This window comes from Pseudomonas sp. IT-P2, from assembly GCF_949767575.1.
Lineage (GTDB): Bacteria > Pseudomonadota > Gammaproteobacteria > Pseudomonadales > Pseudomonadaceae > Aquipseudomonas > Aquipseudomonas pharyngis.
Genome location: NZ_CATKQA010000022.1, coordinates 471,615 through 498,147 on the forward strand (window position 1 = coordinate 471,615; position 26,533 = coordinate 498,147).

General features: G+C 62.5%; 27 protein-coding genes. 15 read left to right on the forward strand and 12 right to left on the reverse strand.

All coding sequences use genetic code 11. The annotated features are described in order from the left end of the window. Positions 1-13 precede the first annotated feature (13 nt). Together ACM6JM_RS14790 and ACM6JM_RS14795 are read left to right on the forward strand one after the other, a co-directional pair. A complete protein-coding gene (locus tag ACM6JM_RS14790; RefSeq protein ID WP_039772899.1) occupies positions 14-736 on the forward strand; it encodes a response regulator in 723 nt (240 codons plus the stop codon). Then, positions 733-2,343 carry an ATP-binding protein gene (locus ACM6JM_RS14795; RefSeq protein WP_039772898.1) on the forward strand — a complete coding sequence of 537 codons (1,611 nt, stop codon included), beginning with the start codon at positions 733-735 and terminating at the stop codon, positions 2,341-2,343. The genes ACM6JM_RS14790 and ACM6JM_RS14795 overlap by 4 nt, the downstream gene beginning before the upstream one ends. A gap of 6 nt (positions 2,344-2,349) precedes the next feature. Here ACM6JM_RS14795 and ACM6JM_RS14800 read toward each other — a convergent pair whose 3' ends face one another. Further along, positions 2,350-3,075, reverse strand: a complete 726-nt coding sequence (locus ACM6JM_RS14800; protein WP_163976174.1) for a 4'-phosphopantetheinyl transferase family protein — start codon at positions 3,073-3,075, stop codon at positions 2,350-2,352. A 209-nt stretch (positions 3,076-3,284) separates the two neighbouring features. After that, entirely contained in the window at positions 3,285-4,076 is a 792-nt protein-coding gene (locus ACM6JM_RS14805) for a dienelactone hydrolase family protein (RefSeq protein ID WP_085668007.1), read from the reverse strand. Between the two features lie 142 nt (positions 4,077-4,218). Between ACM6JM_RS14805 and ACM6JM_RS14810 the strand changes: the two genes are divergently transcribed. The 3 genes from ACM6JM_RS14810 (at position 4,219) to ACM6JM_RS14820 (ending at position 6,949) form a co-directional block, all read left to right on the forward strand. Beyond that, positions 4,219-4,824, forward strand: coding sequence for a hypothetical protein (locus tag ACM6JM_RS14810; RefSeq protein ID WP_064598671.1), 606 nt, complete (start codon positions 4,219-4,221; stop codon positions 4,822-4,824). Between the two features lie 104 nt (positions 4,825-4,928). Continuing rightward, on the forward strand, positions 4,929-5,606 hold the full coding sequence (locus tag ACM6JM_RS14815) for a response regulator transcription factor (RefSeq protein WP_039772894.1): 678 nt from the start codon (positions 4,929-4,931) through the stop codon (positions 5,604-5,606). Next, positions 5,603-6,949 (forward strand): ATP-binding protein, encoded by a 1,347-nt coding sequence (locus ACM6JM_RS14820; protein WP_039772893.1) that lies wholly within the window; start codon positions 5,603-5,605, stop codon positions 6,947-6,949. Before ACM6JM_RS14815 ends, ACM6JM_RS14820 begins: the two co-directional genes overlap by 4 nt. 4 nt (positions 6,950-6,953) lie before the next feature. On the opposite strand, the gene ACM6JM_RS14825 is transcribed toward ACM6JM_RS14820, so the two are convergent. Beyond that, entirely contained in the window at positions 6,954-7,952 is a 999-nt protein-coding gene (locus tag ACM6JM_RS14825; protein ID WP_210710733.1) for an AraC family transcriptional regulator, read from the reverse strand. Between the two features lie 353 nt (positions 7,953-8,305). Here ACM6JM_RS14825 and ACM6JM_RS14830 point away from each other — a divergent pair, with 353 nt between their 5' ends. Next, complete coding sequence (locus tag ACM6JM_RS14830) at positions 8,306-9,640, forward strand: dicarboxylate/amino acid:cation symporter (protein WP_039772890.1); 1,335 nt, start codon at positions 8,306-8,308, stop codon at positions 9,638-9,640. A gap of 145 nt (positions 9,641-9,785) precedes the next feature. Continuing rightward, positions 9,786-10,967, forward strand: coding sequence for a CaiB/BaiF CoA transferase family protein (locus ACM6JM_RS14835; RefSeq protein ID WP_414882121.1), 1,182 nt, complete (start codon positions 9,786-9,788; stop codon positions 10,965-10,967). A 110-nt stretch (positions 10,968-11,077) separates the two neighbouring features. Here the strand turns inward: ACM6JM_RS14835 and ACM6JM_RS14840 are convergent, their stop codons facing one another. Together ACM6JM_RS14840 and ACM6JM_RS14845 are read right to left on the reverse strand one after the other, a co-directional pair. Further along, complete coding sequence (locus ACM6JM_RS14840) at positions 11,078-11,572, reverse strand: SprT family zinc-dependent metalloprotease (protein ID WP_007957760.1); 495 nt, start codon at positions 11,570-11,572, stop codon at positions 11,078-11,080. A 160-nt stretch (positions 11,573-11,732) separates the two neighbouring features. Continuing rightward, on the reverse strand, positions 11,733-12,335 hold the full coding sequence (locus tag ACM6JM_RS14845) for a Yip1 family protein (RefSeq protein ID WP_007957761.1): 603 nt from the start codon (positions 12,333-12,335) through the stop codon (positions 11,733-11,735). A 289-nt stretch (positions 12,336-12,624) separates the two neighbouring features. Between ACM6JM_RS14845 and ttcA the strand changes: the two genes are divergently transcribed. Together ttcA and ACM6JM_RS14855 are read left to right on the forward strand one after the other, a co-directional pair. After that, positions 12,625-13,449, forward strand: a complete 825-nt coding sequence (ttcA, locus tag ACM6JM_RS14850; protein WP_011335493.1) for a tRNA 2-thiocytidine(32) synthetase TtcA — start codon at positions 12,625-12,627, stop codon at positions 13,447-13,449. 68 nt (positions 13,450-13,517) lie between these two features. Further along, positions 13,518-14,192, forward strand: a complete 675-nt coding sequence (locus ACM6JM_RS14855) for a DNA-3-methyladenine glycosylase I (protein WP_039772888.1) — start codon at positions 13,518-13,520, stop codon at positions 14,190-14,192. Between the two features lie 153 nt (positions 14,193-14,345). On the opposite strand, the gene ACM6JM_RS14860 is transcribed toward ACM6JM_RS14855, so the two are convergent. The 3 genes from ACM6JM_RS14860 to arsC are packed head-to-tail and all read right to left on the reverse strand — an operon-like array spanning position 14,346 to position 15,719. Further along, a complete protein-coding gene (locus ACM6JM_RS14860) occupies positions 14,346-14,771 on the reverse strand; it encodes a DUF2069 domain-containing protein (RefSeq protein WP_074688166.1) in 426 nt (141 codons plus the stop codon). A gap of 1 nt (position 14,772) precedes the next feature. Beyond that, complete coding sequence (gene wrbA / locus ACM6JM_RS14865) at positions 14,773-15,369, reverse strand: NAD(P)H:quinone oxidoreductase (protein ID WP_007957765.1); 597 nt, start codon at positions 15,367-15,369, stop codon at positions 14,773-14,775. Beyond that, entirely contained in the window at positions 15,366-15,719 is a 354-nt protein-coding gene (arsC, locus tag ACM6JM_RS14870; RefSeq protein WP_039772884.1) for an arsenate reductase (glutaredoxin), read from the reverse strand. Before arsC ends, wrbA begins: the two co-directional genes overlap by 4 nt. A 114-nt stretch (positions 15,720-15,833) precedes the next feature. Here arsC and ACM6JM_RS14875 point away from each other — a divergent pair, with 114 nt between their 5' ends. Next, positions 15,834-16,301, forward strand: coding sequence for a TlpA disulfide reductase family protein (locus tag ACM6JM_RS14875; protein WP_039772883.1), 468 nt, complete (start codon positions 15,834-15,836; stop codon positions 16,299-16,301). Between the two features lie 142 nt (positions 16,302-16,443). On the opposite strand, the gene ACM6JM_RS14880 is transcribed toward ACM6JM_RS14875, so the two are convergent. Together ACM6JM_RS14880 and ACM6JM_RS14885 are read right to left on the reverse strand one after the other, a co-directional pair. Further along, a complete protein-coding gene (locus tag ACM6JM_RS14880) occupies positions 16,444-16,848 on the reverse strand; it encodes an META domain-containing protein (RefSeq protein ID WP_007957769.1) in 405 nt (134 codons plus the stop codon). Then, complete coding sequence (locus tag ACM6JM_RS14885) at positions 16,848-17,282, reverse strand: hypothetical protein (protein ID WP_007957770.1); 435 nt, start codon at positions 17,280-17,282, stop codon at positions 16,848-16,850. The genes ACM6JM_RS14880 and ACM6JM_RS14885 overlap by 1 nt, the downstream gene beginning before the upstream one ends. Positions 17,283-17,415: 133 nt before the next feature. On the opposite strand from ACM6JM_RS14885, the gene ACM6JM_RS14890 reads away from it, so the two are divergent. Continuing rightward, on the forward strand, positions 17,416-17,856 hold the full coding sequence (locus ACM6JM_RS14890; protein ID WP_074688522.1) for a hypothetical protein: 441 nt from the start codon (positions 17,416-17,418) through the stop codon (positions 17,854-17,856). A gap of 10 nt (positions 17,857-17,866) precedes the next feature. Here the strand turns inward: ACM6JM_RS14890 and ACM6JM_RS14895 are convergent, their stop codons facing one another. Further along, entirely contained in the window at positions 17,867-18,856 is a 990-nt protein-coding gene (locus ACM6JM_RS14895) for a 2-hydroxyacid dehydrogenase (protein WP_414882122.1), read from the reverse strand. A gap of 83 nt (positions 18,857-18,939) precedes the next feature. Further along, positions 18,940-21,693 (reverse strand): response regulator, encoded by a 2,754-nt coding sequence (locus tag ACM6JM_RS14900; RefSeq protein WP_074688520.1) that lies wholly within the window; start codon positions 21,691-21,693, stop codon positions 18,940-18,942. Between the two features lie 216 nt (positions 21,694-21,909). On the opposite strand from ACM6JM_RS14900, the gene ACM6JM_RS14905 reads away from it, so the two are divergent. From ACM6JM_RS14905 to rlmD, 4 genes are all read left to right on the forward strand, one after another. After that, entirely contained in the window at positions 21,910-22,632 is a 723-nt protein-coding gene (locus tag ACM6JM_RS14905) for a response regulator transcription factor (RefSeq protein WP_074688162.1), read from the forward strand. Continuing rightward, positions 22,619-24,043 (forward strand): histidine kinase sensor domain-containing protein, encoded by a 1,425-nt coding sequence (locus ACM6JM_RS14910; protein ID WP_414882123.1) that lies wholly within the window; start codon positions 22,619-22,621, stop codon positions 24,041-24,043. The genes ACM6JM_RS14905 and ACM6JM_RS14910 overlap by 14 nt, the downstream gene beginning before the upstream one ends. A 140-nt stretch (positions 24,044-24,183) precedes the next feature. After that, on the forward strand, positions 24,184-25,086 hold the full coding sequence (gene cysM / locus ACM6JM_RS14915) for a cysteine synthase CysM (protein WP_039772872.1): 903 nt from the start codon (positions 24,184-24,186) through the stop codon (positions 25,084-25,086). Further along, on the forward strand, positions 25,086-26,471 hold the full coding sequence (rlmD, locus tag ACM6JM_RS14920) for a 23S rRNA (uracil(1939)-C(5))-methyltransferase RlmD (protein WP_414882124.1): 1,386 nt from the start codon (positions 25,086-25,088) through the stop codon (positions 26,469-26,471). The genes cysM and rlmD overlap by 1 nt, the downstream gene beginning before the upstream one ends. The last annotated feature ends 62 nt before the right edge of the window (positions 26,472-26,533 follow it).

Consider the following 26,533-nt stretch of genomic DNA (forward strand, 5'->3'; position numbering starts at 1 on the left):
GCAGAGGTCACCCGTGGAGCAAGAAGCCTGGCAGGTATTGATCGTCGAGGATGACCAGCGTCTGGCTGAACTGACCCGTGAATACCTGCAAGCCAACGGATTGCGCGTGGAGATCGAAGGCAACGGTGCGCTGGCGGCGGCACGGATCATCAAGGAGCAGCCGGACCTGGTGATCCTCGACCTGATGCTCCCCGGTGAAGACGGCCTGAGCATTTGCCGCAAGGTGCGCGATCGCTACGACGGGCCGATCCTGATGCTAACCGCGCGTACCGATGACGCCGACCAGATCCTAGGCCTCGACCTCGGCGCCGACGACTACGTCTGCAAACCGGTGCGCCCGCGGCTGTTGCTGGCGCGCATCCAGGCATTGTTGCGCCGCAGTGACACACCGGAGCCGGCGGCAGGCAATCCGCGTCGGTTGCAATTCGGTCCGCTGGTGGTGGACAACGCGTTGCGCGAAGCCTGGCTCAGCGACAGCGGCATCGAGCTGACCAGCGCCGAATTCGATCTGCTCTGGCTGCTGGTGTCCAACGCCGGACGGATCCTGTCCCGGGAAGAAATCTTCACCGCGCTGCGCGGCATCGGCTACGACGGCCAGGACCGCTCGATCGATGTGCGCATCTCGCGCATCCGCCCGAAGATCGGCGACGACCCCGATCATCCGCGCCTGATCAAGACCATTCGCAGCAAAGGCTACCTGTTCGTGCCGGAAGCCTGCGCAGACCTGCCGCTGTGAATTCGATCTTCCTGCGCATCTATGGCGGCATGTGCGCGGCGCTGATTCTGGTGGCAGTGCTCGGCGTGCTGGCGCTGCACCTGCTCAATCAGGTGCGCAGCGAGCAATACCGCGAGCGTCTGGCCCACGGTACGTTTTCGCTGATGGCCGACAACCTGCAACCGATGAACGAAACCGAGCGCCATCGCGCCTTGCTGGTATGGGAGCGGCTGCTCGGGATTCCGCTGGCAGTGAAAACCTTTGCCCAGACCGATCTCGACCTGACCCAGCGCACCCGGGTGCAGCGCGGGCAGGCGCTGGTCGAACAGACCGGCCCACACGCGGCCAAGGTCTATCGCCTGGTCAGCGACAAGGAGCAACTGGTGCTGGTGGGTGAGGTGCAGCAGATCAGCGAGCAACTGGCCCGGGCGACCATTTATCTGTTGGCCGATGAACTGGTGCGGGTGCCGGTGGGCGAGCAGCCCAAACGACTGGCGCAGCTGAAAGAAGACAAAGGCTTCGGCTTCGATTTGCGGTTGGTCACGGTCAGCGATGCCGACATGGACGAAGACCAGAGCCGTCGGGTGTCCGAAGGCGATACGGTGATGGCGCTGGGCAAGGGGGGCGATTCGATCCGGGTGTTCGCCGGTATGGTCGGCACGCCGTGGGTGCTGGAAATCGGGCCGCTGTATCAGATGAACCCGTACCCGCCGGAATGGCTGGTGCTGATCGCCGCCCTTGGCCTGACTCTGATCGGCCTGATCGTCTATTTATTGGTGCGTCAGCTTGAACGGCGTTTGCGCGGACTCGAAGCTGCCGCTACGCGCATCGCCAAAGGCAGCCTGGAAACCCGGGTGCCGGCCCGGGGTGCCGACTCGGTGGGCAAACTGGCGGCTGCGTTCAATGGTATGGCCGAGCACTTGCAGCAGTTGCTCGCCATTCAGCGTGAACTGGTGCGCGCGGTGTCCCACGAATTGCGCACGCCGGTGGCGCGCCTGCGTTTCGGTCTGGAGATGATCGGTTCGGCGACCACCCCGCAGGCGCTGGAAAAATACCGCGAGGGCATGGACCACGACATCGAAGATCTCGACAAACTGGTCGACGAAATGCTCACGTACGCCCGGCTGGAACAGGGCTCGCCGGCGTTGACCTTCCAGCGCATTGACCTGGATGCGCTGGTCAATCAGGTGATCGAAGAGCTGGCGCCTCTGCGTGCAGAAGTCACGGTGCAACGCGGCTTGTGCCTGTCGGCGGCGGATTGCGATGACGCCTGGGTCGAGGCCGAGCCGCGTTACCTGCACCGCGCCTTGCAGAATCTGGTGAGCAACGCCATGCGCCATGCGCGTTCGAAGGTCACGGTCAGTTATCAGGTCGGGCAGATGCGTTGCCGGGTGGATGTCGAGGACGACGGCCCCGGTGTGCCGGAAACCGCCTGGGAGAAAATCTTCACGCCGTTCCTGCGCCTGGACGACAGTCGCACCCGGGCGTCCGGCGGACACGGCCTGGGCCTGTCGATCGTGCGGCGGATCATTCACTGGCACGACGGCCGGGCGCTGATCGGCAAGAGCAAGAGTCTGGGCGGAGCGTGCTTCAGCCTGAGCTGGCCGAGGAATCAGGAGCGGCGCTAAAAAACTTCAGGCAGGAATGCTGACCAGACTCAGCAACTGCCCGTCCTGCACGCCAAATTGCGCATCGAGTTCAGTGCCGTTGCGCCATTCGCCGGACAGGTCCGTCAGCAGCCGCAGCCGCACCTGACCTTGTTCATTCCACTCCAGCACCTCGGCGTGTTCGAAGTAGAAGCGCTGCTGCACGATCGGGTACAGCGCCTTGAACAGGCTTTCTTTCACCGAGAAGGTCAGGGTCACCCACAACGCAATCTGATCTCGGGAGCCGGCGGCCATGCGCTGCATTTCCGGCGGGGTCAGGATCTCTCCGGCCAGTCGTTCGGCGCGTTCGGCGTTGAGCAGGTTTTCCAGGTCCATGCCCAGTCCGCGCCAGTGCTGTTTGTTGGCGACAATCGCCGCCGCCCGGCCGGTGCTGTGGGTGATCGAGCCGCAGATGTGCGCCGGCCACACCGGAGCACGATCTTCGCCGATCGGCGGAACAGTGCTTGAGCCTTCCAATTGCTGCAACGCCGCCCGTGCACAAATCCGCCCGGCAAGAAATTCCGCCTGCCGCTTGGCCACCGAACGCTGAATGCTCGGCGGCGGCTCGATGGCGCTGCGGCGAAAGTCATCGCCGAGCAGTTGCGACGGGTCGAAATGGGTGGTCAACAGCACGGTGTCAGGCAATACCTTCGGCAGCGGCCAATGGGCATCGAGCGGAGTGCAGCAGGCGGGGAGGAAAGGGCTGGCAGTCATGTCGGCATTTTGCCGGGTTGTCTTCGGGCTGGATAGTGCAGAGCAGGTGATCGTTCCCACGCAGAAGCCTGGAGCCATGATCGTTCCCACGCTCTGCGTGGGAATGCATACAGTGACGCTCTGCGTCACACCGCGAAGGGACGCGGAGCGTCCCGGGCTGCATTCCCACGCGGAGCGTGGGAACGATCAGCGCGAGGGGGCGACCGGGTTCAGCCAAAGATTTTCTTGAAGAACGCCTGCATGTCCGCCCAGGATTTTTCATCGGCGGCCTTGTTGTAGCCGATATCCGGGCCACCGTGATCGCCGTGGCTCAGGCGATCCGCGTCGGGATTGCTGAACCCGTGCTTGGCGCCGTCGAGATTGACGAATTGATAGTCGGCGCCGGCCTTGTCCATTTCCGACTTGAACGCCGCGACGTTGTCCGGGGTGACCATGCTGTCCAGCGCGCCATGCTCGACGAGAATTTTCGCCTTCACGCTGCCAGGCGCAGCCGGGGTCTTGGTGGCCAGCGCACCGTGGAAACTCACCACGCCGGCCAGCGGCACACCCTGACGCGCCGCATTCAGCACCACGCCACCGCCGAAGCAGTAACCGATGGCGGCGATTTTATCCTTGTCGGTCTGCGGCTGTTTCTTCAACAGATCCAGCCCGGCCTGAAAGCGCTTGCTGGCCGCATCGGCGTTTTGCGTGGCGGCTTGCATGAACGCCATCGCGTCTTTCGGGTGCTCGGTGTTCTTGCCCTCACCGTACATGTCGATGGCCAGCGCGCTGTAGCCGAGCCCGGCGAGATCCCGGGCGCGGCGCTTGGCGTAGTCGTTCAGTCCCCACCATTCATGCACCACCACCACGCCGGGGCGCGGGCCCTTGATCGCGTCGTCGTAGGCGTAGTAACCGATCAGCTTCGTGCCGTCGGCGCTCTGGTAGGGGATTTCCTCGGTCTTGATCGCAGCCTGGCTGAGGCTGCTGAAGACGAGCAGGGCGAGGGTTAGAAGCAGGCGCATGATCGGGTCTCCTGACAATAAAGGGTCAAAACAGCCTAGTTCATTTCATTCAGGCCAGGTTCAGAGAGTGTTCAGGGGCGGTACAGGGGAGGGCCAGTAACCTTGCGCCATACCCAAACAGCACTGTGAAAGAGGAAACTCCATGACTCGTTTAAATAAACTGCTGCTGGCTTTTACCGTAATGAGCGCCAGTATCGCGGCCCACGCCGACACCACCAGCAACTTCGCCGGCCTGACCTTTGGCCAGACCAGCGACAAGATCAAGAAATCCAACGCCCTGAACGACAACCTCGGCCACCCGGACGCCACCGCGGCCATCGACGGCAACAACACCTACGGCCTGCGTCTGGGTCAGCAAAACAGCCAGGGTCGCTACTACGCCACCTACGACAACGTGTCGGGCTCGCACAATGGCATTAAACTGCGCCAGGAAAACCTGCTGGGCAGCTACGATCTGTTCTACCCGGTGGGCGGCAGCACCAAGCTGTTCGGCGGTGCCACGGCGGGTCTGACCAAGCTGACCCAGGATTCGCCAGGCTACAGCCGCGACAGTGACATCGGTTACGCCGTCGGCGGTCAGTTCGGTGTGCTGCAGCAAGTCTCGCAGAACACCTCGGTCGAACTCGGTTACCGTTACCTGCGCAGCAACGCCAGCACCGAGATGAAAGAGAGCGGCGGCAGCAAGCAAGGCTCGCTGGACTTGACCAGCAGCGCCCAGACTTACCTGTCGGCCAACTACGCTTTCTAAGCGATTGGCGTCAGGCCCGCGCCGGGTCGTCCTTTGAGGGGCGACCCGGCGCAGCCATGTGAGGCGAAAGCCTTTGGAGTTGTCGATTTACCCGGGAGAGCGTCATGAAACTGTTGGTCGTCGAAGATGAAGCGCTGTTGCGCCATCACCTGCAAACCCGCCTGACGGAGAGCGGTCACGTGGTCGAGTCCGTGGCCAATGCCGAAGAGGCGTTGTACCAGACCGGGCAATTCAACTTTGACCTGGCGGTGATCGACCTCGGCCTGCCGGGCATGGGCGGGCTCGACCTGATCCGTCAGTTGCGCTCGGGCGGCAAGACCTTTCCGATCCTGATCCTCACCGCGCGCGGCAACTGGCAGGACAAGGTCGAAGGCCTGGCCGCCGGCGCCGACGATTACGTGGTCAAGCCGTTCCAGTTCGAAGAGCTCGAAGCGCGGCTCAATGCGTTGCTGCGCCGCTCCAGCGGTTTCACCCAGTCGACCATCGTCGCCGGCCCGCTTTTGCTGGATCTGAATCGCAAGCAGGCGAGTCTCGACGAGCAACCGCTGGCGCTGACCGCCTACGAATACCGGATCCTCGAATACCTCATGCGCCATCACCAGCAAGTGGTGCCCAAGGATCGGCTGATGGAGCAGTTGTACCCGGATGACGACGAGCGCGATCCGAACGTGATCGAAGTGCTGGTCGGCCGTCTGCGCCGCAAGCTCGAAGGCCCGGCCGGGTTCAAGCCGATCGACACCGTGCGCGGCCTCGGTTACCTGTTCAATGAGCGCTGCACTTGATCCGTTCCCTTCGCGTCCGGCTGATGCTCGCCGCCACCACCCTGGCGGTGTTGTTCATGCTCGCGTTGCTCCCGGCGATGCAGGGCGCATTCAGCCTGGCGCTGCAGGACTCGATCGAGCAGCGGCTGGCGTCCGACGTCACCACGCTGATCTCCGCCGCGCGGGTTGAAAACAACCACCTGATGATGCCGGCACAGTTGCCCGACGAGCGCTTCAACCTCACGGACAATCGCCTGCTTGGCTACATCTATGACCGCGAAGGGCATCTGGTCTGGCGTTCGAAAGGCACCCAGGAAGAGAAGATCAACTACACGCCGCGCTACGACGGCCTCGGCAACGAGTTCGCGCGGATCCGCGAAGCCAACGGTCAGGAATTCTTTGTCTACGACGTCGAAGTCAAACTGCTCGGCGGCAAGAGCGCAGCCTTCAGTATCGTGGCCCTGCAACCGGTGCGCGAATACGAAACCACCCTCGAAGGTCTGCGGGAAAATCTCTACCTCGGTTTTGGTGCGGCGCTGCTGGTGCTGCTCGCATTGCTGTGGATCGGCCTGACCTGGGGCCTGAAAGCCTTGCGCCGGCTCAGTCAGGAACTCGACGAGATCGAAGGCGGAACCCTCGAAAGCCTCAGCGAACAACACCCGCGCGAACTGCTGCGCCTGACCGGTTCGCTCAACCGCCTGCTGCACAGCGAACGCCAGCAACGCAGCCGTTACCGCGACTCCCTCGACGATCTGGCCCACAGCCTGAAAACCCCGCTGGCGGTGTTGCAAGGCGTCAGCGAAGACATGGCCCAGCGTCCCGAAGACCGCGACCAGGCGTGGGTGCTGCAAACCCAGATCGAACGCATGAGCCAGCAGATCGGCTACCAGTTGCAACGCGCCAGCCTGCGCAAAAGTGGCCTGGTGCGCCATCAGGTGCGCCTGCGTCCGGTGCTGCAAAGCCTGTGCGACACGCTGGACAAGGTCTACCGCGACAAACACGTGCGCGTGGCCTTCGATCTGCCGGAGCACTGTTACGTGCCGATCGAGCAGGGCGCCTTGCTGGAGATGATGGGCAACCTGCTGGAAAACGCCTATCGCCTGTGCCTGGGCGAAGTGCGCATCAGCGTTCGTGAAAGTCTGGACGGAATCGAACTGTGCATCGAAGACGACGGCCCCGGCGTACCACCGGATCAGCGCGCACGGATTCTCGAACGCGGCGAACGTCTGGACCGCCAGCATCCGGGGCAGGGCATCGGGCTGGCGGTGGTCAAGGACATCATCGAGAGCTACAGCGCCAAGCTGACCCTGGGGGATTCGCCGATGGGCGGGGCGGCGTTCAGGATTCATTTTCCGGCGGTGTGACCGCTCACTGCTCCTGCGCTCGATAAGCCCCCGGCGTCAGCCCCGTCCACTTCTTGAACGCCCGATGAAACGCCGACGGCTCGGAAAACCCGAGCTGTTCGGCGATCTGTTGCAACGACAGATCCGCGCGCCCCAGGTGATAAATCGCAATGTCCCGCCGTAACTGGTCCTTCAATTCCTGAAAACTGGTGCCTTCTTCGCGCAGATGCCGGCGCAGGGTTTGCGGGCTGATGTGCAGGTGCGCGGCCACGGCTTCCAAGTCCGGCCAGCGCGTGCTGTCGTGGCTGAGCAAGCGGCGCAGCCGGCTGCTCAGGCTGTTGCCGTCGTCCGGGCGGGACAGCAGATCGGCGGGGGAGCGTTCGAGAAAATGCTTGAGGGTGCGTTCGTCCTGCAACAGCGGCATATGCAGATAGCGGCTGTGAAACACCAGGCTGCTTTGCGTTGCGGAAAATTCCAGCGGGCAGGAAAACAGCAAATCGTATTCCGCCCCGTGCGCCGGTTTCGGGTAGCTGAAGTTCGCCTGTTCGAGGCGAATCCGCTGGCCGATCAGCCAGCTGCCGAGGCGATGCCAGATCACCAACAGGCTCTCGCTGAGAAAGTGATCCGGGTCCCACAATTGCGCATCGTCGAGACTCAGGCGCACCCATTCGTCTTCATGGATCAGGGTCAGGCGCGGGGCTTCGGGGAATAGGCTATAAAACAATAAGCCGCGTTGCAGAGCCTTTTCCAGGCTGCGGCAATGAATGATCGCGTGGCACATCATGGCGAAGCTGCCGGGTTTGCTCGGTGCGTTGCCGAAGCCCAGGTATTCGTCGTCCAGGGCCAGCCACAGGTTCTGGATCAGCTGGGTGAATTGCTCCGGGGCGATCCGCGCGCGCGGCTCGTCGAGCAGTTCGGGGCTGATGCCCAGTTGCTGCAGCAGGTCCGAATAGTCGTAACCCGAGCGCCGCGCGCCACCGAGGGCGGCGCGGGCAAAGTGACTGGCGATGGTGCGTTCGCGCATGAGCGGCAGGTCCTTCCTCTGGCGACCGATGGTAGCGGCTGCCTTTGATCGGTAACAAGGCGGATTTCCGCCAAATTGTAGGACGAGGTCGGGCGAGTTGGCGGAAATCCGCCACACTTGAGTCACCGAACGGTGACACAGAAAAACCCGTATCCCCTGATATCAAAAGGCTTGCAGCGATTTGCACCAAAGTGGCACGACGTTTGCGATAAGAGCCACAGAAGCGTGCGCCGAGCCGGTCCGGAAAAGCGCCGTTCGACACAACAAATCCCTCCAGTGCAGGAGGGTTCGCAATTCAGGTTTCGCGTTCAACAGATGGATGTTGCCACGCGGGACTCTTGAGGAACTTTGCAATGACGACTCGTCAGCCACTGTACAAATCCCTGTATTTCCAGGTGATCGTTGCCATCGCCATCGGCATCCTGCTCGGTCACTTCTACCCACAGACCGGTGTGGCGCTCAAGCCACTGGGTGACGGGTTCATCAAACTGATCAAAATGGTCATTGCGCCGATCATCTTCTGTACCGTTGTCAGCGGCATCGCCGGCATGCAGAACATGAAATCCGTGGGCAAGACCGGCGGCTACGCGCTGCTGTACTTCGAAATCGTTTCCACCATTGCCCTGCTGATCGGTCTGGTCGTGGTCAACGTTGTGCAACCGGGCGCCGGCATGCACATCGACGTCACCACCCTGGACGCCTCGAAAATCGCCACTTATGTGACGGCCAGTAAAGACCAGAGCATCGTTGGCTTCCTCCTCAACGTGATCCCGAACACCATCGTCGGCGCATTCGCCACCGGTGACATCCTGCAAGTGTTGATGTTCTCGGTGATCTTCGGCTATGCGCTGCATCGCCTGGGTTCATACGGTCGTCCGCTGCTGGACATGATCGATCGCTTCGCCCACGTGATGTTCAACATCATCAACATGATCATGAAACTGGCGCCACTCGGTGCGCTGGGCGCCATGGCGTTCACCATCGGTGCCTACGGTGTCGGCTCGCTGGTGCAGCTGGGTCAGCTGATGATCTGCTTCTACATCACCTGCGTACTGTTCGTCGTGCTGGTGCTGGGTGCGATCTGCCGGGCTCACGGTTTCAGCGTGTTCAAACTGGTGCGCTACATCCGTGAAGAGCTGTTGATCGTACTGGGTACGTCCTCGTCGGAATCGGCGCTGCCACGCATGCTGATCAAGATGGAACGTCTGGGCGCGAAGAAATCGGTGGTAGGTCTGGTCATCCCGACCGGCTACTCGTTCAACCTCGACGGTACCTCGATCTACCTGACCATGGCGGCCGTGTTCATCGCTCAGGCGACCGACACCCACATGGACATCACCCATCAGATCACCCTGCTGCTGGTGCTGCTGCTGTCCTCCAAAGGCGCAGCCGGTGTGACCGGTTCGGGCTTCATCGTACTGGCGGCCACCCTGTCGGCCGTAGGTCACCTGCCGGTGGCCGGTCTGGCGCTGATCCTCGGTATCGACCGCTTCATGTCCGAAGCCCGCGCCCTGACCAACCTGGTCGGCAACGCCGTAGCGACTATCGTCGTGGCCAAGTGGGTCAAGGAGCTGGACACCGACGTGCTGCAATCCGAGCTGGCCTCGGGCGGTCGCGGTATCTCTGACGAGCGTCAAGAAGACGACCTGGGCGTGGCCGAAGGCCCGACCCCGAGCAATGTGAAGTAAGCATCGCTCGAATGGAAAAACCCGCTTCGGCGGGTTTTTTCTTGTCTGCTGTTTGAGCGCAACGGTCAGCGCAACTGATGGATCCGGTAATTGCCCCATCGCCGATGGCTGCCTAGGCTGCATGCATCGTTGATGGAGAATGCCCATGTCTGCACCGCTGGCCTCACTGAAGATTCTGGATTTCTCGACCCTGCTGCCGGGGCCGTTCGCCTCGCTGCTGCTGGCGGACATGGGCGCCGAGGTACTGCGCATCGAATCGCCGACCCGCCTCGACCTGGTGCGGGTGTTGCCGCCCCACGATCACGGTGTCTCGGCCAGTCACGCTTATCTCAATCGCAACAAGCGCAGCCTGGCCCTGGACCTCAAGCAGCCCGAGGCGCTGGAGCTGGTGAAGCAGCTGCTGGTGGATTACGACATCGTGCTGGAGCAATTCCGACCCGGAGTGATGGAGCGGCTGGGGCTGGGTTACGAGACGCTGAAGGCGATCAATCCGAAGCTGATTTACGTGTCGATCACCGGTTACGGCCAGACCGGACCGTACAGGGATCGCGCCGGTCACGACATCAACTACTTGGCGCTGGCCGGGCTCTCCAGTTACACCGGGCGCGCCGACAGCGGGCCCTTGCCGCTGGGCATGCAGGTGGCGGACGTCGCGGGCGGCTCGCTGCACGGGGTGATCGGTCTGCTGGCAGCGGTGATTTCCCGCCAGCAAACCGGGCAGGGCACCCATCTGGACGTGAGCATGACCGACTGCGCGTTCAGCCTGAACGCCATGGCGGGTGCCGGTTATCTGGCCTGCGGCGAGGAGCCGGGCTGGGAAGATCAGATGCTCAATGGCGGCAGCTTCTACGATTACTACCGCTCTCGCGACGGGCGCTGGATGTCGGTGGGCAGTCTGGAACCGGCCTTCATGCAGCAACTGTGTGCGGCGCTGGGGCGGCCGGAACTGGCGGCGCAGGGCTTGTCACCCAAACCCGAACAGCAACGGGCGCTCAAGGACGCCTTGAAGGTCGAGTTCGAGAAGCATGACTTTGCCGAACTGTGCGAGCTGTTCGCCGGGATCGATGCCTGTGTCGAACCGGTATTGAATCTGGGCGAGGCGGTGCAGCATCCGCAATTGCAGGCGCGGGAACTGGTGACGCAGGTGCCGCGTGGGGATGGCTCGGCGCAGGCGCAGATCGCTTGTCCGCTGAAATTTTCCGAGGCATTGCCGGCGCCGCGGCATGTGGGAGCGGCGCTGGGGCAGCATACGGATCAGGTGTTGGCGGAGTTGGGGTTGAGTGCTGAGCGGATTGCCGAACTACGTGCCGCGAAAGTGGTTTTGTAGCTCGTTCCCACGCTCTGCGTGGGAATGCCGCCATGGACGCTCTGCGTCCACTGTGACGCAGAGCATCACGGGATACATTCCCACGCAGAGCGTGGGAACGAGGTGGGGACTTACTCGACCCGCATCTCGCCACTGAACACCAGCGTGTTGCGACAGCGCCGGCACAGATAGCGCCGCCCCTGCCGGACCAGACTATGGCGCTGCGCCGAAAACGGAAAATCGCTATCCGCACACGGGCACTTATAGATGTAGCGGGTCACGCTGCGGCGTTTGACTTCATAGGTATGGCAGCGGTCCGGCGGCAATTCGTAAACGCCGCGCATGATCAGTTGCCACTCCTCGCCGTGGGGCTGGATGCGGTCGCCGAACAGTTGATGGGCGATCAGGTGCGCGACTTCATGGGCCACGGTCTGCTTGAGGAAATGTTCGGTGTTTTCCCGGTACAGCTGCGGATTGAAGCGCAGCAGGTTCTCGTGCAGATGCGCGACCCCGGCTTTTTGCCCGCGCAGCTTGAGGCTCACCACGGGGCGTTTGAAAGGACGTTTGAAAAAGGATTCAGCGAGTTGGAAACAGTCTTCGACGCGGGTATTGAGTTGCTCGGGCATGCTTGATGGATCTCCAGAGGCGTCGAGTATGCCGCAACCCCGGGGCGTTGCGAATCGTCGAACTGCCGAATGGTCGTCGCTCTTTTTCAACCGGCACGAGAAGGCCGCCTTGCGGCGGCCTGTGTTGGCGGATCTTGTTTTTGTCGGGATGAACCGATTGCTAATTGGTGTAGACGGGCCCCACGCCCAGTCCCCAGACAATCACGGTGAACGCCATGATGGCCACCAGCACCACCAGACCCACCGCCAGTACCGAGCTGGAAAACAGGAAACCCTCGTCGGACGGAATGTTCATGAAGGTCGGCAGCCCCACATACAGCAGGTACACCGTGTAGCAGATGGCCGCCGTGCCGACGATCATCCCCAGCCACATGTGCGGGTAGAGCGCCGCCAGCCCGCCGACGAACAACGGTGTCGCGGTGTAGGTGGCAAATGCCACGCAACGGGCCAGGCTCGGGTTGGCGTCATAGGTGCGGGCCATCCAGTGCACGAAGGCACCCATGACCGCGACCCCGCCGAGCATTGCCAGATAAGACATGATCGTCATCCACAACGCGCTTTCGACGGTGAGCATCACCGGTGCGCGGTTGCCGATCACCCAGCCGACCTGGGTGGTGCCGATAAAGGCCGAAACAGCGGGGATCGCCGCCAGAATCAGCGTGTGCGTCAGGTACATGTGGCTGATGCTTTCTTCCTGGTCGCCACGGATTTCCTTCCATTCCTGATCGGGGTGGGTAAAAAGTCCCACTACGTGATGGATCATGCCAGTCACTCCTCTCGTTATTGCCATCGCCCCCCAGCGGAGCGCCTACGGGCCAATGCGGCCGAGCAAATACAGGTCTTCAGATTGTGTGCGACCTTATGTCGCAGTATAGAAAGGTCTTAACCGCACAGGTGATAGGGGCTTAGAGCAAATCGCGCTGTAAAACCTCGGGGTAATCGCGTCGAGGTCTGTGTAGAAGGGCGCTGCGAGCGGCGACAACCTGTGGCCACAAGCCCAGTGTTTTTGCGTAAAATGCCCGCCTTTCGTCACACCTCACGGATTTCGCGTCATGGGCACTCTTACGGTCAACCAGAACAAACTGCAAAAGCGCCTGCGCCGCCTGGCCGGCGAAGCCGTCACCGACTTCAACATGATCGAAGACGGCGACAAGGTCATGGTCTGCCTGTCCGGGGGCAAGGACAGCTACACCATGCTCGACGTGCTGATGCACCTGCAGAAGGTTGCACCGATCAAGTTCGAGATCGTCGCCGTGAACATGGACCAGAAGCAGCCGGGCTTCCCCGAGCACGTGCTGCCGGCCTACCTGAAAGAGCTGGGCATCGAGTACCACATTGTCGAGAAGGACACCTACTCGGTGGTCAAGGAACTGATCCCGGAAGGCAAGACCACCTGCTCGCTGTGCTCGCGCCTGCGTCGCGGCACGCTGTACACCTTCGCCGACGAAATCGGCGCGACCAAAATGGCTCTCGGTCATCATCGCGACGACATCGTCGAGACATTCTTCCTCAACATGTTCTTCAACGGCAGTCTCAAGGCCATGCCGCCGAAGCTGCGCGCCGACGATGGTCGCAACGTGGTGATCCGTCCGCTGGCCTACTGCAACGAGAAAGACATCCAGGCCTACTCGGACTTCAAGCAATTCCCGATCATCCCGTGCAACCTTTGCGGCTCCCAGGAAAACCTGCAGCGTCAGGTGGTCAAGGAAATGCTCCAGGACTGGGAACGCAAGACCCCGGGCCGTACCGAGAGTATTTTCCGCAGCCTGCAGAACGTGATCCCGTCGCAACTGGCTGACCGTAACCTGTTTGACTTCACCAGCCTGAAGATCGACGAGACGGCGGCTTCGCGTTTCGTCAATGTGGTGAACCTGTAAGTGATCTGATCGCTCGAAAGAAACGGCGCTCGCGGGCGCCGTTTTCAATTCATTTTTTAGGAGAGGGCATGCGCGACTACAAGTGGCTGCACGAATACTGTCTGAACCGCTTCGGTTCGGCGGCTGAACTGGAAGCCCATCTGCCCGTTCCCAAGACCCCGGCGCAACTGCGCAAGATCAGCGACGACCGTTATCTCTCGACCATGGCCCTGCGGGTGTTTCGTGCCGGGCTCAAGCACAGTCTGGTGGACGCCAAGTGGCCGGCCTTCGAGGAAGTGTTCTTCAAGTTCGACCCGGAAAAGGTCGTGTTGATGAGTGCCGAACACCTTGAGCGGCTGATGCAGGATGCGCGGATCATCCGTCATCTGGGCAAGCTCAAGAGTGTGCCGCGCAATGCGCAGTTCATTCTGGACGTCGAGAAAGAAAAGGGCAGTTTCGGCGCGTTGCTGGCCGACTGGCCGGTGACCGACATCGTCGGCCTGTGGACCTACCTGAAAAAGCACGGCCATCAATTGGGCGGGCTGTCGGCGCCACGGTTTTTGCGGATGGTTGGCAAGGACACCTTTGTGCCGAGCTACGACGTGGTCGCGGCGTTGAATGCACAGAAGATCGTCGACAAGGCACCCACCAGCCTGCGGGATCTGGCGACAGTGCAGAACGCGTTTAACCAGTGGCATGAAGAGAGTGGCGGACGGCCGATGAGCCAGATCTCGATGATGCTGGCTTACACCGTCAACCATTGAGCTCAGAGTGATCGTTCCCACGCTCTGCGTGGGAATGCATAAAGAGACGCTCCGCGTCTCAGGGACGCAGAGCGTCCCGGGCGGCATTCCCACGCAGAGCGTGGGAACGATCCCGAAACCTGTGGGAGCTGGCTTGCCAGCGATAGCGGTCTGTCAGGCGACGGAGATTTCGCCTTCGCCCGCCAGTTTGCGGTTCAGCTGATACCGCCACCGCACATACAGCAACGCCGAGCAGAACACCGCCAGACTGGCGATCATCTCCAGCACGCCGAACAGCTGCCGGCTCGGGTCGTATGCGGCCAGCGCGCCCTTGATGAAATACAGGTTCACCACAAAGCACATCCACGAATGCCCGCGTGCGCTGCCCATGATCATGCCCGGTGCGAGCACGACCCATGGGATCAGCTCGATCAGCAGAATCACCCACGGCCGCGCGCCGTGCAGGTCGGCGAACACCAGGTAATACGCGGCGAGCAATCCAGCCAGGCCGAAAAAGCACAGCAGACTGATCACCCGCATGGCCCGCACCCGTGGCTCCAGCCATTCGACGGCGGGCAGGACTTTCGGCTTTCTGGCCATCTCAGTTCCCCAGTTTCTGGGCGGTCTTGGCCAGACGTGCGCCGAGTGCGCGGCACAGCGCCACTTCGTGCTGATCGAGACCACTTTTACCGTCGGCCCCGGCGTGATGGCTGGCGCCGTACGGCGTGCCGCCGCCCTGGGTTTCCAGCAGCGCCGATTCGCTGTAGGGCAGGCCGGTGATCAGCATGCCGTGGTGCAGCAGCGGCAGCATCATCGACAACAGGGTAGTTTCCTGGCCGCCATGCAGGCTGGCGGTGGAGGTAAACACCCCGGCCGGCTTGCCGACCAGCGCGCCGGTCAGCCACAGGTTGCTGGTGCCATCGAGGAAGTACTTGAGCGGCGCGGCCATGTTGCCGAAACGGGTCGGGCTGCCGAGGGCCAGGCCGGCGCAGTTCTTCAGGTCATCCAATGTGGCGTACAGCGCGCCTTCATCCGGAATGTCCGGTGCCACGGCTTCACACTCGGTGGAGATCGCCGGCACGGTGCGCAGGCGTGCTTCGAGGCCCGCCTGCTCGACGCCACGGGCAATCTGCCGGGCCATCTCGTTGGTCGAGCCGCTGCGGCTGTAATACAGAACCAGAATGTACGGCGCACTCACGGCAGCAGCTCCAGGATCTGCTCCGGTGGACGGCCGATAATGGCTTTGTCGCCGGCTTCGAGAATCGGTCGCTCCATCAACTTCGGATGTGCCGCGATGGCTTCGATCAATTGTTTTTCGGTGAGACTGGCGTCGGCCAGGTTCAGGGTCTTGTATTCGTCTTCGCCGGTGCGCAGCAGTTGCCGTGCGCTGATTCCCAGCTTGCCGAGCAGCGCCTTGATCTGCGCGGCGTCCAGCGGAGTTTCGAGGTAGCGCACCACGTTTGGCGTCAGGCCGCGGGCTTCGAGGAGTTCGAGCGCACCGCGGGATTTCGAGCAGCGCGGGTTGTGATAAAGCGTCAGATCGGTCATGGGCGGGTCGCTTCTTGCGTAGAGTGGCGGCTATTCTAACTGTGCAGCGCGCAATCCAGAACCTTGGGAGGCGATGGGTCGCAGGCGCATTCAATTTTTCACAAGGAACACAACATGACACGGGCACTGGCAGCGGCATTGACGATCATCGGGGCGTTGATGCTGGGGGGCTGCGGTAACGACTACGGCATCGACCAGAACGGGCAGAAAGTGGCGTCCGAGCGCCTCGACAAACAATGGGTCGTGCTCAACTACTGGGCCGAATGGTGCGGCCCGTGCCGCACGGAAATCCCGGAACTCAACCATCTGGCCGAAGAGCTCAAGGGCAAGAAAATCGGCGTGTTCGGGGTCAACTTCGACAACGTGCAGGGTGAAGAGCTGAAGAGCGCCAGCGAAAAACTGGGCATCAAATTCACCGTACTGGCGCAGGACCCAGCGGAACTGTTCGAACTGCCGCGCAGTGAGGCCTTGCCGGTGACCTACATCATCGACAACAAGGGCAAGGTGCGGGAGCAGTTGATGGGTGAGCAGACGGCGGCGGGGGTGATGGCCAAGCTTGAGGCGTTGCAGGCGACCAACTGATTTGCCTTGGCTGATCGTCGCTGATCGTTCCCACGCTCCGCGTGGTAACGCCGCCCCGGACGCTCCGCGTCCGCTGTGACGCAGAGCGTCACGGGATGCATTCCCACGCAGAGCGTGGGAACGATCATTCAGGGCAGCAGGATCAGCCTTCTTCCAGCCACCAGCGCAATGGCTTGCCTTCAGCCGGCCAGAAGCGCATCTGCTCGATCGGCGAGATATCCCAGCGTTCCACGTGTTCCAGGGCCTGGAGGAAGCGTTGCTCCTGCTCCATGAGCGCCGGTGCGCAGAGTTTGCGGGTCTTGCCGATCTTGCCGAAGCTCAGCTTGTCGCCTTCCAGGGTGTACGGCGCGAACCAGTGGTTGCAGCCGCCATTGCCATACGCCCGCCCGTCATCGCCGAGGGTCACGGTCAGGTGGCTGTAATCCATCAGCGGACGCTCGCCGATCCATTCCAGAATGTAGCTACGGTTCTGTTGCAGTTGCACAGGCTCCGCGGCGCAACCCATCAGGCCGGCGCCGACAGCAGCGGTCAGGGCCAGGTGTTTCATCACGCCGGCTCCTGGCATTTCGGGCACAGATGCTTGTCGCCGACGGCTTTCCAGCCCAGCTCCGCAATACGTGCCGTGGCGGCCGGTTTTTCCGCAGGCTTGCCCAGTTTGGCGTCCACGGCGAATTCGAAGCTCAGCTCCTTGGCGCAGCTGTCGCAGTTGACCTGCCAGGTGTGGATCGCCAGTTCACCGAACACCGGGCCGGTGGTCATGGCAGTCCATTGACCCGGCGGGTTGATCAGGTGGCGGACGGTGTCGACGGTCAGGCGCATGGACAAGTCCTTGCTGCCTTTGAGGGTCACGACCAGCACGTCGCCGATGCGGATCGAGCCACCGTTGCCGGTGACCTGATAACGGCCCGGAACCAGGGCGCGGCATTCGGTGAGGGTGTGTTGCGGGTTCATCAGGGTGTAGCGGAAATCGTGTTCGACCATGGGTCCTCCAAATATGCGCGACATGCTAGCACGGGCTTGATTGCAGAATGATGCGCGCGTGCGACCTTCGATCAGGTTCAAATCGACACCGCAGTCGTGGCAAACTGCCGCCTTCATTTTCAAGGAACGGAACATGGCGCTGATCGAATGTTATGAATGCAAGCGGAGCATCAGCTCCGAAGCCACGGCGTGCATTCATTGCGGGGCTCCGCTGGCAGAGGCGCAGGCGTCTCACGCCGAAAAGGGCGCGTCGACGATTTCCTTTGGCAGCCTTCCGCGTAACAAGGCAGTGCCCGAGGCCCACGTTCCGCCACCGGCCCCCGAGCGGCCGAAGATCATGCCGGCCGCGGCGGGGCGACGTCGTCGTTCGCAGCCTGTCGAGCCCGTGGCAAACCCGGACGGCTCGCGTCCGGTGGAAGGCTGGCTGAAGATCATGGCGTTTCTGATGCCGCTGGTGTTTGTCTGGTTCCTGCTGCGCAGCGGGCACTCCCTCAAGCAACGTTTACTGGGGTTCGGCTGGCTGGCGCTGTTGATCCTGTGCGTAGCGATTACCCCGACGCCACCTCCGGTCTGAGTCCGACCGTTCAGCCCTCGACCTGGTTCTGCGGCGTACCCGCCGCCCAGGTCGCGATGTTGTGCAGGGTGGTCGCGGCAATCGCGCCCAGCGCCTCATGGGTCAGAAACGCCTGATGGGCGGTGACGATCACATTGGGGAACGTCAGCAGCCGCGCCAGCACGTCGTCCTGTAGCGGCAGGTCGGAACGGTCCTCGAAGAACAGCTGCGCCTCCTCTTCATACACATCCAGTCCCAGATAACCGAGCTGGCCGTCCTTCAAGGCGTCGACCAGCGCTGGCGTGTCCACCAGACCGCCGCGCCCGGTGTTGATCAGCATCGCCCCCGGTTGCATGTGCGCCAGCGAATTGCGGTTGATCAGGTGTCTGCTCTGTTCGTTGAGCGGGCAGTGCAGGCTGATGATCCGCGCTTGCGCCAGCAGGTCCGGCAGGCTCAGGTAGCGCGCGCCCAACGCTTCGACGGCAGGGTTCGGATAAGGGTCGTAGGCCAGCAGTTCGCAGCCGAAGCCGTGCATGATTTTCGCGAAGGTCGCGCCGATCTGTCCGGTGCCGACGATGCCGACCGTCTTGCCCACCAGATCGAAACCGGTAAGACCGTGCAGGCTGAAATCGCCTTCGCGGGTGCGGTTGTAGGCGCGATGCAGGCAACGGTTGAGGGCGAGGATCAACGCCACCGCATGCTCGGCCACCGCGTGGGGCGAGTAGGCCGGTACACGCACGACGGCCAGCCCGAGGCGTTTGGCGACGGCCAGATCCACATGGTTGTAGCCGGCCGAACGCAAGGCGATCAGGCGAGTGCCGCCGGCGGCCAGACGTTCCAGCACCGGCGCGCTCAGGTCATCGTTGATGAAGGCGCAGACTACTTCGTGATGTTCGGCCAACGCTGCGGTATCGAGACTGAGCCGGGCGGGCTGAAAGTGCAGTTCGATCCCGTCCGGGCAGTCGGCGGCGAGGAAACTGTCGCGGTCGTAGGTCTGGCTGCTGAAAACGATCGTGCGCATGAAATCCTCCTGGAGCATCGACGCGGGCGCAAATCACCCGCGACAACTTTAGCCGCGTCGGCGTTGACCGGCATTGTCGTGGATCAGGCGCTGATCTTCGCCTGGGCCGCCAGACGATTGATCGCCCGTTCCAGCTCGTCCAGCGCGGTCGAGGCCTTGGGATCCTGCTGCTTGAGCAGGGTTTCGCTGCGCTGGCAGGCGGCGCGCAATTGCGGCACGCCGCAGTAACGGGTGGCACCATGCAGGCGGTGCACCCGTTCCAGCAGACCGTTCTGATCCTGACTGTCGCGGGCGGTGCGAATGGCTTCGCGATCGGCCTCAAGCGAGGCCAGCAGCATCGCCAGCATGTCTGCCGCCAGATCCGCCTTGCCGGCGGCCAGGCGCAAACCTTCTTCGTGATCGAGAATTGGCAGTTCCTGATTGCCCAGCAGACTTTCGCCGCCTCGGTCCGGCGCCTGATTGCGCAATGCCAGGCCGGTCCACTTCAGCACGACCTGCGCCAGTTGCCGCTCGCTGATCGGCTTGGTCAGGTAGTCGTCCATGCCGCTTTGCAGCAGCGCGCGTTTTTCATTGGCCATGGCGTGGGCGGTGAGGGCAACGATCGGCAGCGGCGTGCAGTGCCGCTCGCTTTCCCACTGGCGAATCGTCTCGGTGCTCTGGCGTCCGTCCATGCCGGGCATCTGCACGTCCATCAGCACCAGATCGAAGGTTTCGTTCTGCACCGCCTTGACCGCGGCATAACCGCTTTCCACGGCCAGCACCTTGGCGCCCATGTCTTCGAGCAGCGTCTGCACCAGCAACAGGTTGGCCGGGTTGTCGTCGACGCACAGCACTTTCGGCGCGCGGCTCGACAACGGTTCGCCCGGTTCGCTGCGCTGCTGGCGCGGGTTGACCATGTCCGACAAGGCCCGGCGCAGTTTGCGGGTGCAGGCCGGTTTCGATTGCAGCTGACTGTGAGGGTTGGGCACCGAAAGGTGATAGAGCGTCAGCTCGGTGGTCGGGCACAACACCAGCACCCGGCAACCGAGGTGCTCAAGGTCCCAGATGTGCTGGTTGAGGCGCTCCGGCGGCATGTCGTTGCTGGTGATGCCGAGCACCGCCAGATCGATGGCCTGATCGGTCTGATGGGCGCCGGTAACGCCATTGGTCAGGCTTTCCAACGTGTTGAACGGCGTGACGTCGAGGCCGCAGTCTTCCAGTTGATGCTGCAGGGCCTGACGCGCCAGTTCGTGATTTTCCAGCACCGCCACCCGGCGCCCGAGCAACGGCGCGGCGGGCAGGTCTTCGGCATCGTCGCGGGTCTTGGGCAGGTTCAGGCTGATCCAGAATTCCGAACCTTCGCCCGGCGTGCTGTCGACGCCGATTTCGCCGCCCATCTGCTCGATCAGGCGCTTGGAAATCACCAGCCCCAGGCCGGTGCCACCGGGTTGGCGCGACAGCGAATTGTCGGCCTGGCTGAAAGCCTGGAACAACGCGCGCACATCCTGGTTCGACAGGCCGATGCCGGTGTCCTGAATGCTGATGCGCAACTGCACGCTGTCGTCGTTTTCTTCTTCGAGCATGGCGCGGGCGACGATGGTGCCCTCGCGGGTGAACTTGATTGCGTTGCTCACCAGATTCGTCAGGATCTGCTTGAGCCGCAGCGGATCGCCGACCAGCGACAGCGGCGTATCGCGGTACACCAGACTCACCAGTTCCAGCTGCTTGGCGTGGGCGGCGGGGGCGAGGATGGTCAGGGTGTCCTGCAACAGGTCGCGCAGGTTGAACGGAATATGGTCGAGCACCAGTTTGCCGGCCTCGATCTTCGAGAAATCGAGGATCTCGTTGATGATCCCCAGCAGGCTGTCGGCGGACTTTTCGATGGTGCCCAGATAGTCGAGCTGGCGCGGGGTCAGTTCGCTTTTCTGCAACAGGTGGGTGAAACCCAGAATGCCGTTGAGCGGCGTGCGGATCTCGTGGCTCATGTTGGCGAGGAATTCGGATTTGATCCGGCTCGCTTCCAGCGCTTCCTTGCGGGCCAGGTCCAGCTCGATGTTCTGGATCTCGATGGTTTCCAGGTTCTGGCGCACGTCTTCGGTGGCCTGATCGACGCTGTGCTGCAATTCTTCCCGGGCGTTCTGCAGGGTGCCGGCCATGCGGTTGATGCCGGACGCCAGTTCATCCAGTTCCTGACTGCCCAGCGGTGGCAGGCGGGTTTCCAGGTGACCGTCCTTGAGCTGCGCGACGGCCTGTTTGATCTGGCTCAGCGGGCGGTTGATCGTGCGGCCCATGCGCAAGGCCAGCAGCGCGGCACCGGCCAGTCCCGCACCAATCAGCAACAGACTGGCGAACAGGCTTCGGTAGCCGCGCAACAGCATGCCGTTGTGCGACAGCTCCAGCTCGACCCAGCCGAGCAGGCGGTCGGACTCTTGCGGGATCAGCTCGCCGGCGAGGTTGCGGTGTTTGCCGAAGACCGGCAGCAGATAGCGGGTGGCATCGTTGCCGCTGCGTCGCAGCAGGTGCGCGCTGTCGCCGCTCGGCGCCTGGTTGAGCATGGTCGGGCCGGCGTGGGCGAGGGGAGAGCGATCGGGCGCGAGGAAGGTGACGGCGCGCACGTCTGGTTGTTCGAGGGACTGGGTGGCGATGCGCTCGAGCAGTTCGGCATCGCCGCGGCCCATGGCCGGTGCCACCAGCGGAGCCAGTTGCTCGGCGATCATTTCGCCGCGCTGCATCAGTTGGGTTTGCAGGTCGGACTGCTGCGTCCAGGTGAAATACCCGCCCAGCACCAGTGCCATCAGGCTGGTCGGCAACAGGGTCAGCAACAATACGCGACCTTTGATTCCCAGTTTCTTGAGCACGCCTTTCTCCTGCATCCCGCTGATCGTTGACTCACACGTGCGTCCGGCACGCGGTATCGGCGCAGTGTAGCGATTTGCTTGCGGGCAATCTTGGGAAAAATGATGTCGTGTTTGTTCACTTGCAGGCCGGTCATCTGTCCGACAGGTCAAGCTTGGGTTGCCGGGCGCCGGGCAATCTTGAATAATCGCCCAACTGAGAATTATTTGCAGATAGTCATGACTCCTGTCTCTATTGGCCAACCCCGCATTCTTTCCATCGAAGACGATCCCGTCCTCGGTGCCTATGTCCATGAACAACTGGGCCGCAGCGGCTTCCAGGTCACCTGGTGCCAGAACGGCAGCGAAGGCCTGAGCATTGCCCGGCGCCAGCCGTTCGATGTGGTGTTGATGGACATTCTGTTGCCGGGGCTGGATGGATTGAACGTCCTGACTCAACTGCGTCAGAGCCATTCCACGCCGGTGCTGCTGATGTCAGCCCTCGGTGCCGAAGCCGACCGTATCAGCGGTTTCCGCCTCGGCGCCGACGACTATCTGCCCAAACCCTTCAGCATGGCCGAGCTGCATGTGCGGATCGAAGCGATCCTGCGCCGGGTCGCCCTCGACCGTCGTCCGGCGGCTATCGCTCCGGCGGTGCCGGTCGGCGGACTGCGTTTCGACGATGAGCAGTGCGATGTGTTCTACGTCGACCAGCCCGCCGGCCTGACTCGCAGCGAATACCGCCTGCTGGAAACCCTCAACCGCAACGACGAGGAAGTGCTGAGCAAGGCCTTCCTTTATCAGCACGTTCTGCAACGCGGCTATGCGGCCCACGACCGCAGCCTCGACATGCACATCAGCCAGATCCGCCGCAAACTCAAGTCGGTCGGTTACACCGAGCGGGAAGTACGCACGGTGTGGGGCAAGGGTTACGTCCTGAGTGCCGTCGATGAAAGTGTCTGACCTGCCGGGCCGGCACTCGCTGTTCTGGAAACTTGCCTGCCTGCTGGTGGCGTTCTGTCTGTTGATGATCTGGCTGAGCTGGTCCTGGGGCCGGTACATGGAACAGCGCAACCAGTTCCTCTCCGACGACGCCCGTCGCACGCTGAGCCGTTATGCCTCCGAGGCCGAGCGCGCCTGGCAGCAGGGCGGGCGCGATGGCATCGATAGCTGGTTGCAGAGCATGGAGTTGCGTGAGGCCGGCTGGGTCGGCGTGATCGGCGGCAACCTGCAGTCGCTGGGCAGCCAGCCGTTGAACGTTCAGGAGCTCCAGCGCCTGACCTTCCTGCGCGGCCTTGACTGGCCGATTCACAAAAAGGGCCGGCCGTGGCTGCGGGTCCCATTTCCCAATGACCCGACCGCCGGCAGTCTGGTGATCGAGTTGCCCGAGCGATTTCTGCCGGGCAAATACCGGGTGTTCTGGCGGGTCATCACCAACGGTGTGATTCCCGGTCTGTTCACCTTGCTGCTGTGCGTCGGCCTGTATCGCCTGTTGGTGGTGCCGCTGAACAATCTGCGCGAGCAGGCCAATGCGTGGCGTGCCGATCAATTGAATGTGCGGTTGTCGAGCGGCATCACCCAGCGCCCCGATGAACTCGGCGAACTGGCCCGCGCCTTCGATTCGATGTCCGAACGCCTGCAATCCACCGTGGCCCTGCAACAGCAACTGTTGCGCGACCTGTCCCACGAACTGCGCACGCCCCTGAGTCGGTTGCGGGTCGCCAGCGAAAGCGAGCAGCAGCTGCAACCGTTGCGCGAACGCATCGGTCGCGAAGTCGACGTGATGCAGCGACTGGTGGAGGACACCCTGCAACTGGCCTGGCTCGACACCGAACGCGCGCCGTTGCCGGACGAAGCGATCCAGATTCAGGCACTGTGGGAAATGCTCACGGAAAACGCCTGCTACGAAAGCTGCTGTCCGATGGGGCAGTTGCAGTGCGGGGTGGAGGCCTCATGCTGGGTGCGCGGCAATCTCAATACCCTGGCCCAGGCACTGGAAAACATTCTGCGCAATGCGATTCGACATTCGCCACCGGGCGGCATCGTGCGCCTCGATGGTCGACGGGATAGCGATTACTGGCACCTGTGGCTGGAGGACGAGGGTGGCGGCGTGGCCGAGGCGGATCTGGAGCGGATCTTCTCGCCCTTCATCCGACTCGACGGCTCGCGGCCGGGAGACGGTGGATTTGGGTTGGGGCTGAGTATCGCGAGGAACGCGGTGCAACGCCAGGGCGGAACCCTGTGGGCCGAGAACGGCCCGTCGGGATTGCGACTGAATCTGCGGTTGGTGGCGGATGACAGTGCTGTCAGTCCCGACGTCTTCGCTGGCAAGCCAGCTCCCACCGTGGACTTGAACCGCCCGCAGATTGTGTGAGCGGTACAGGAAAGTCTCACCACTGGTCAGACTTTTCTGCTTATTCCAATAAACCATAAGCACCACACTTTGCGTGATATGGCCTGCGCAGGTTTGCCGGTATGATAGGCGCCCCCGCTGTCCGGATTGCGAAAAACGCCATGACCTTGCAGTACCCAACCATCGCCGATTGCGTCGGCAACACGCCGCTGGTGCGTTTGCAGCGCCTGCCCGGTGTCACCAGCAACACCCTTTTGCTCAAGCTCGAAGGGAACAACCCGGCGGGTTCGGTCAAGGATCGTCCGGCGCTGTCGATGATCACCCGTGCCGAGTTGCGCGGGCAGATCCACGAAGGCGATACGCTGATCGAAGCGACCTCGGGCAACACCGGGATCGCCCTGGCGATGGCCGCCGCGATCAAGGGTTACAAGATGATCCTGATCATGCCGGACAACTCCAGCGCCGAGCGTAAGGCGGCGATGACCGCTTACGGCGCGCAGCTGATTCTGGTCAGCCAGGAAGAGGGCATGGAAGGCGCTCGCGATCTCGCCCAGCGGATGGAAGCCGAAGGCCGTGGCAAGGTGCTGGATCAGTTCGCCAACGGCGACAACCCTGAAGCGCACTACACCACCACCGGCCCGGAAATCTGGCGTCAGACCCAGGGCTCCATCACCCACTTCGTCAGCTCCATGGGCACCACCGGCACCATCATGGGCGTGTCGCGTTACCTCAAGGAACAGAACGACAACGTGCAGATCATCGGCCTGCAACCGATGGAAGGCTCGGCCATTCCCGGCATCCGCCGCTGGCCGCAGGAATACCTGCCGAAGATCTACCAGGCCGACCGCGTTGACCGCATCGTCGACATGGCGCAAAGCGAAGCCGAGGACGTCACCCGGCGTCTGGCCCGCGAAGAAGGCATCTTCTGCGGCGTGTCCTCGGGCGGTGCGGTGGCAGCGATGCTGCGCCTGTCCAAAGAAGTTGAAAACGCGGTGATCGTCGCGATCATCTGCGACCGTGGCGACCGTTACCTGTCGACCGGCATTTTCGACGCGCCCAACTGATGGCCAAGCATGAGAGAGGCCTGCGCTTCCAGCCCACCGGCGGCAGCAAGGCCGCGCAAATCCCGACCGGCAAAAAGCAGCGCCTGAGCATCGAGCGCCTGGCCAATGACGGTCGCGGCATCGCGTTTTTTGAAGGCAAAACCTGGTTCGTCCTCGGCGCCCTCGCGGGTGAAGAGGTCGAAGCCCGAGTGCTCGGCGCCCACGGCAAAGTGGTCGAGGCGCGCACCGAGCGCGTGTTCAGCGCCAGTCAATTGCGTCGTCCCGCACCTTGCCAGCACGCCGGCCGTTGCGGCGGTTGCAGCGTTCAGCATCTGCCCCACAACGAACAGCTTGCCCTGAAACAGCGCATGCTCGCCGAGCAGTTGTCGCGAGTCGCCGGTGCCGAGCCCGAAGAGTGGGCGGCGCCGTTGACCGGCCCCGAATTCAGCTACCGTCGCCGCGCCCGGATCGCCGTGCGCTGGGACAGCAAGACCAAGAAGCTCGAAGTCGGTTTCCGCGCCGCCGGCAGCCAGGACATCGTCGCGATCAGCGAATGCCCGGTGCTGGTACAGCCCTTGCAGCCGATCATGACCCGCTTGCCGGATATGCTGCGACGCTTGAGCAAACCTCAGGCGCTGGGGCATGTCGAATTGTTCAGTGGCTCGTCACTCGCCGTACTGCTGCGTCACATGGCGCCGCTGTCCGAGGCCGACCTGACGATCCTCAAGGATTTCTGCGCGTTCCATGAAGCGCAGCTCTGGCTGCATGGCGAAGGCGAACCGCAGCCGGTGGATGATGCACAGTCGCTCGGTTACCGCCTGGAACAATGGGACCTGCAACTGGCCTACCGGCCGGGGGATTTCATCCAGGTCAATGCCGGGGTCAACGAGGCCATGGTCGCCCAGGCGCTGGACTGGTTGAAACCGACGAGCGATGAGCGCGTGCTCGACCTGTTTTGCGGCCTCGGCAACTTCGCCCTGCCGCTGGCGAAAGCTGCGCGTGAAGTGGTGGCGGTCGAAGGCGTGCAGACCATGGTCGATCGCGCGGCAGCGAATGCCGCCAGCAACAATTTGCATAACACAAAGTTTTTTCAGGCCGATTTATCCCAGCCTTTGACCGATGCCCAGTGGATCGGAAACGGCTTTTCTGCGGTACTCTTGGACCCACCGCGCGACGGTGCTTTCGAGGTGGTGCGCAAGCTGGCGGCCTTGGGCGCCAAACGGTTGGTGTACGTGTCGTGCAACCCTGCAACTCTGGCGCGCGATACGGTCGAATTGATCAAGCAGGGCTACCGGTTAAAACGTGCCGGGATTCTCGATATGTTTCCTCAGACGGCACATGTCGAGGCCATGGCGTTATTTGAAGCGAGCCAGGATGGCTCGTCTGATCCGACTGGTCGTCCGTAGCGCTCGCCTTGGCCCCGCGAGCGCGAACGGGCATTGACGGTCAGTGATTTGACGCATTGAAT

Excerpts from the sequence above, each read along its gene's own strand:
- ACM6JM_RS14800 (WP_163976174.1), bottom strand. The coding sequence starts at position 3,075 with ATGACTGCCAGCCCTTTCCTCCCCGCCTGCTGCACTCCGCTCGATGCC.
- ACM6JM_RS14805 (WP_085668007.1), bottom strand. The coding sequence starts at position 4,076 with ATGCGCCTGCTTCTAACCCTCGCCCTGCTCGTCTTCAGCAGCCTCAGC.
- ACM6JM_RS14810 (WP_064598671.1), top strand. The coding sequence starts at position 4,219 with ATGACTCGTTTAAATAAACTGCTGCTGGCTTTTACCGTAATGAGCGCC.
- ACM6JM_RS14815 (WP_039772894.1), top strand. The coding sequence starts at position 4,929 with ATGAAACTGTTGGTCGTCGAAGATGAAGCGCTGTTGCGCCATCACCTG.
- ACM6JM_RS14825 (WP_210710733.1), bottom strand. The coding sequence starts at position 7,952 with ATGCGCGAACGCACCATCGCCAGTCACTTTGCCCGCGCCGCCCTCGGT.
- ACM6JM_RS14830 (WP_039772890.1), top strand. The coding sequence starts at position 8,306 with ATGACGACTCGTCAGCCACTGTACAAATCCCTGTATTTCCAGGTGATC.
- ACM6JM_RS14835 (WP_414882121.1), top strand. The coding sequence starts at position 9,786 with ATGTCTGCACCGCTGGCCTCACTGAAGATTCTGGATTTCTCGACCCTG.
- ACM6JM_RS14840 (WP_007957760.1), bottom strand. The coding sequence starts at position 11,572 with ATGCCCGAGCAACTCAATACCCGCGTCGAAGACTGTTTCCAACTCGCT.
- ACM6JM_RS14845 (WP_007957761.1), bottom strand. The coding sequence starts at position 12,335 with ATGATCCATCACGTAGTGGGACTTTTTACCCACCCCGATCAGGAATGG.
- ttcA (WP_011335493.1), top strand. The coding sequence starts at position 12,625 with ATGGGCACTCTTACGGTCAACCAGAACAAACTGCAAAAGCGCCTGCGC.
- ACM6JM_RS14855 (WP_039772888.1), top strand. The coding sequence starts at position 13,518 with ATGCGCGACTACAAGTGGCTGCACGAATACTGTCTGAACCGCTTCGGT.
- ACM6JM_RS14860 (WP_074688166.1), bottom strand. The coding sequence starts at position 14,771 with ATGGCCAGAAAGCCGAAAGTCCTGCCCGCCGTCGAATGGCTGGAGCCA.
- arsC (WP_039772884.1), bottom strand. The coding sequence starts at position 15,719 with ATGACCGATCTGACGCTTTATCACAACCCGCGCTGCTCGAAATCCCGC.
- ACM6JM_RS14875 (WP_039772883.1), top strand. The coding sequence starts at position 15,834 with ATGACACGGGCACTGGCAGCGGCATTGACGATCATCGGGGCGTTGATG.
- ACM6JM_RS14880 (WP_007957769.1), bottom strand. The coding sequence starts at position 16,848 with ATGAAACACCTGGCCCTGACCGCTGCTGTCGGCGCCGGCCTGATGGGT.
- ACM6JM_RS14885 (WP_007957770.1), bottom strand. The coding sequence starts at position 17,282 with ATGGTCGAACACGATTTCCGCTACACCCTGATGAACCCGCAACACACC.
- ACM6JM_RS14890 (WP_074688522.1), top strand. The coding sequence starts at position 17,416 with ATGGCGCTGATCGAATGTTATGAATGCAAGCGGAGCATCAGCTCCGAA.
- ACM6JM_RS14895 (WP_414882122.1), bottom strand. The coding sequence starts at position 18,856 with ATGCGCACGATCGTTTTCAGCAGCCAGACCTACGACCGCGACAGTTTC.
- ACM6JM_RS14905 (WP_074688162.1), top strand. The coding sequence starts at position 21,910 with ATGACTCCTGTCTCTATTGGCCAACCCCGCATTCTTTCCATCGAAGAC.
- ACM6JM_RS14910 (WP_414882123.1), top strand. The coding sequence starts at position 22,619 with ATGAAAGTGTCTGACCTGCCGGGCCGGCACTCGCTGTTCTGGAAACTT.
- cysM (WP_039772872.1), top strand. The coding sequence starts at position 24,184 with ATGACCTTGCAGTACCCAACCATCGCCGATTGCGTCGGCAACACGCCG.
- rlmD (WP_414882124.1), top strand. The coding sequence starts at position 25,086 with ATGGCCAAGCATGAGAGAGGCCTGCGCTTCCAGCCCACCGGCGGCAGC.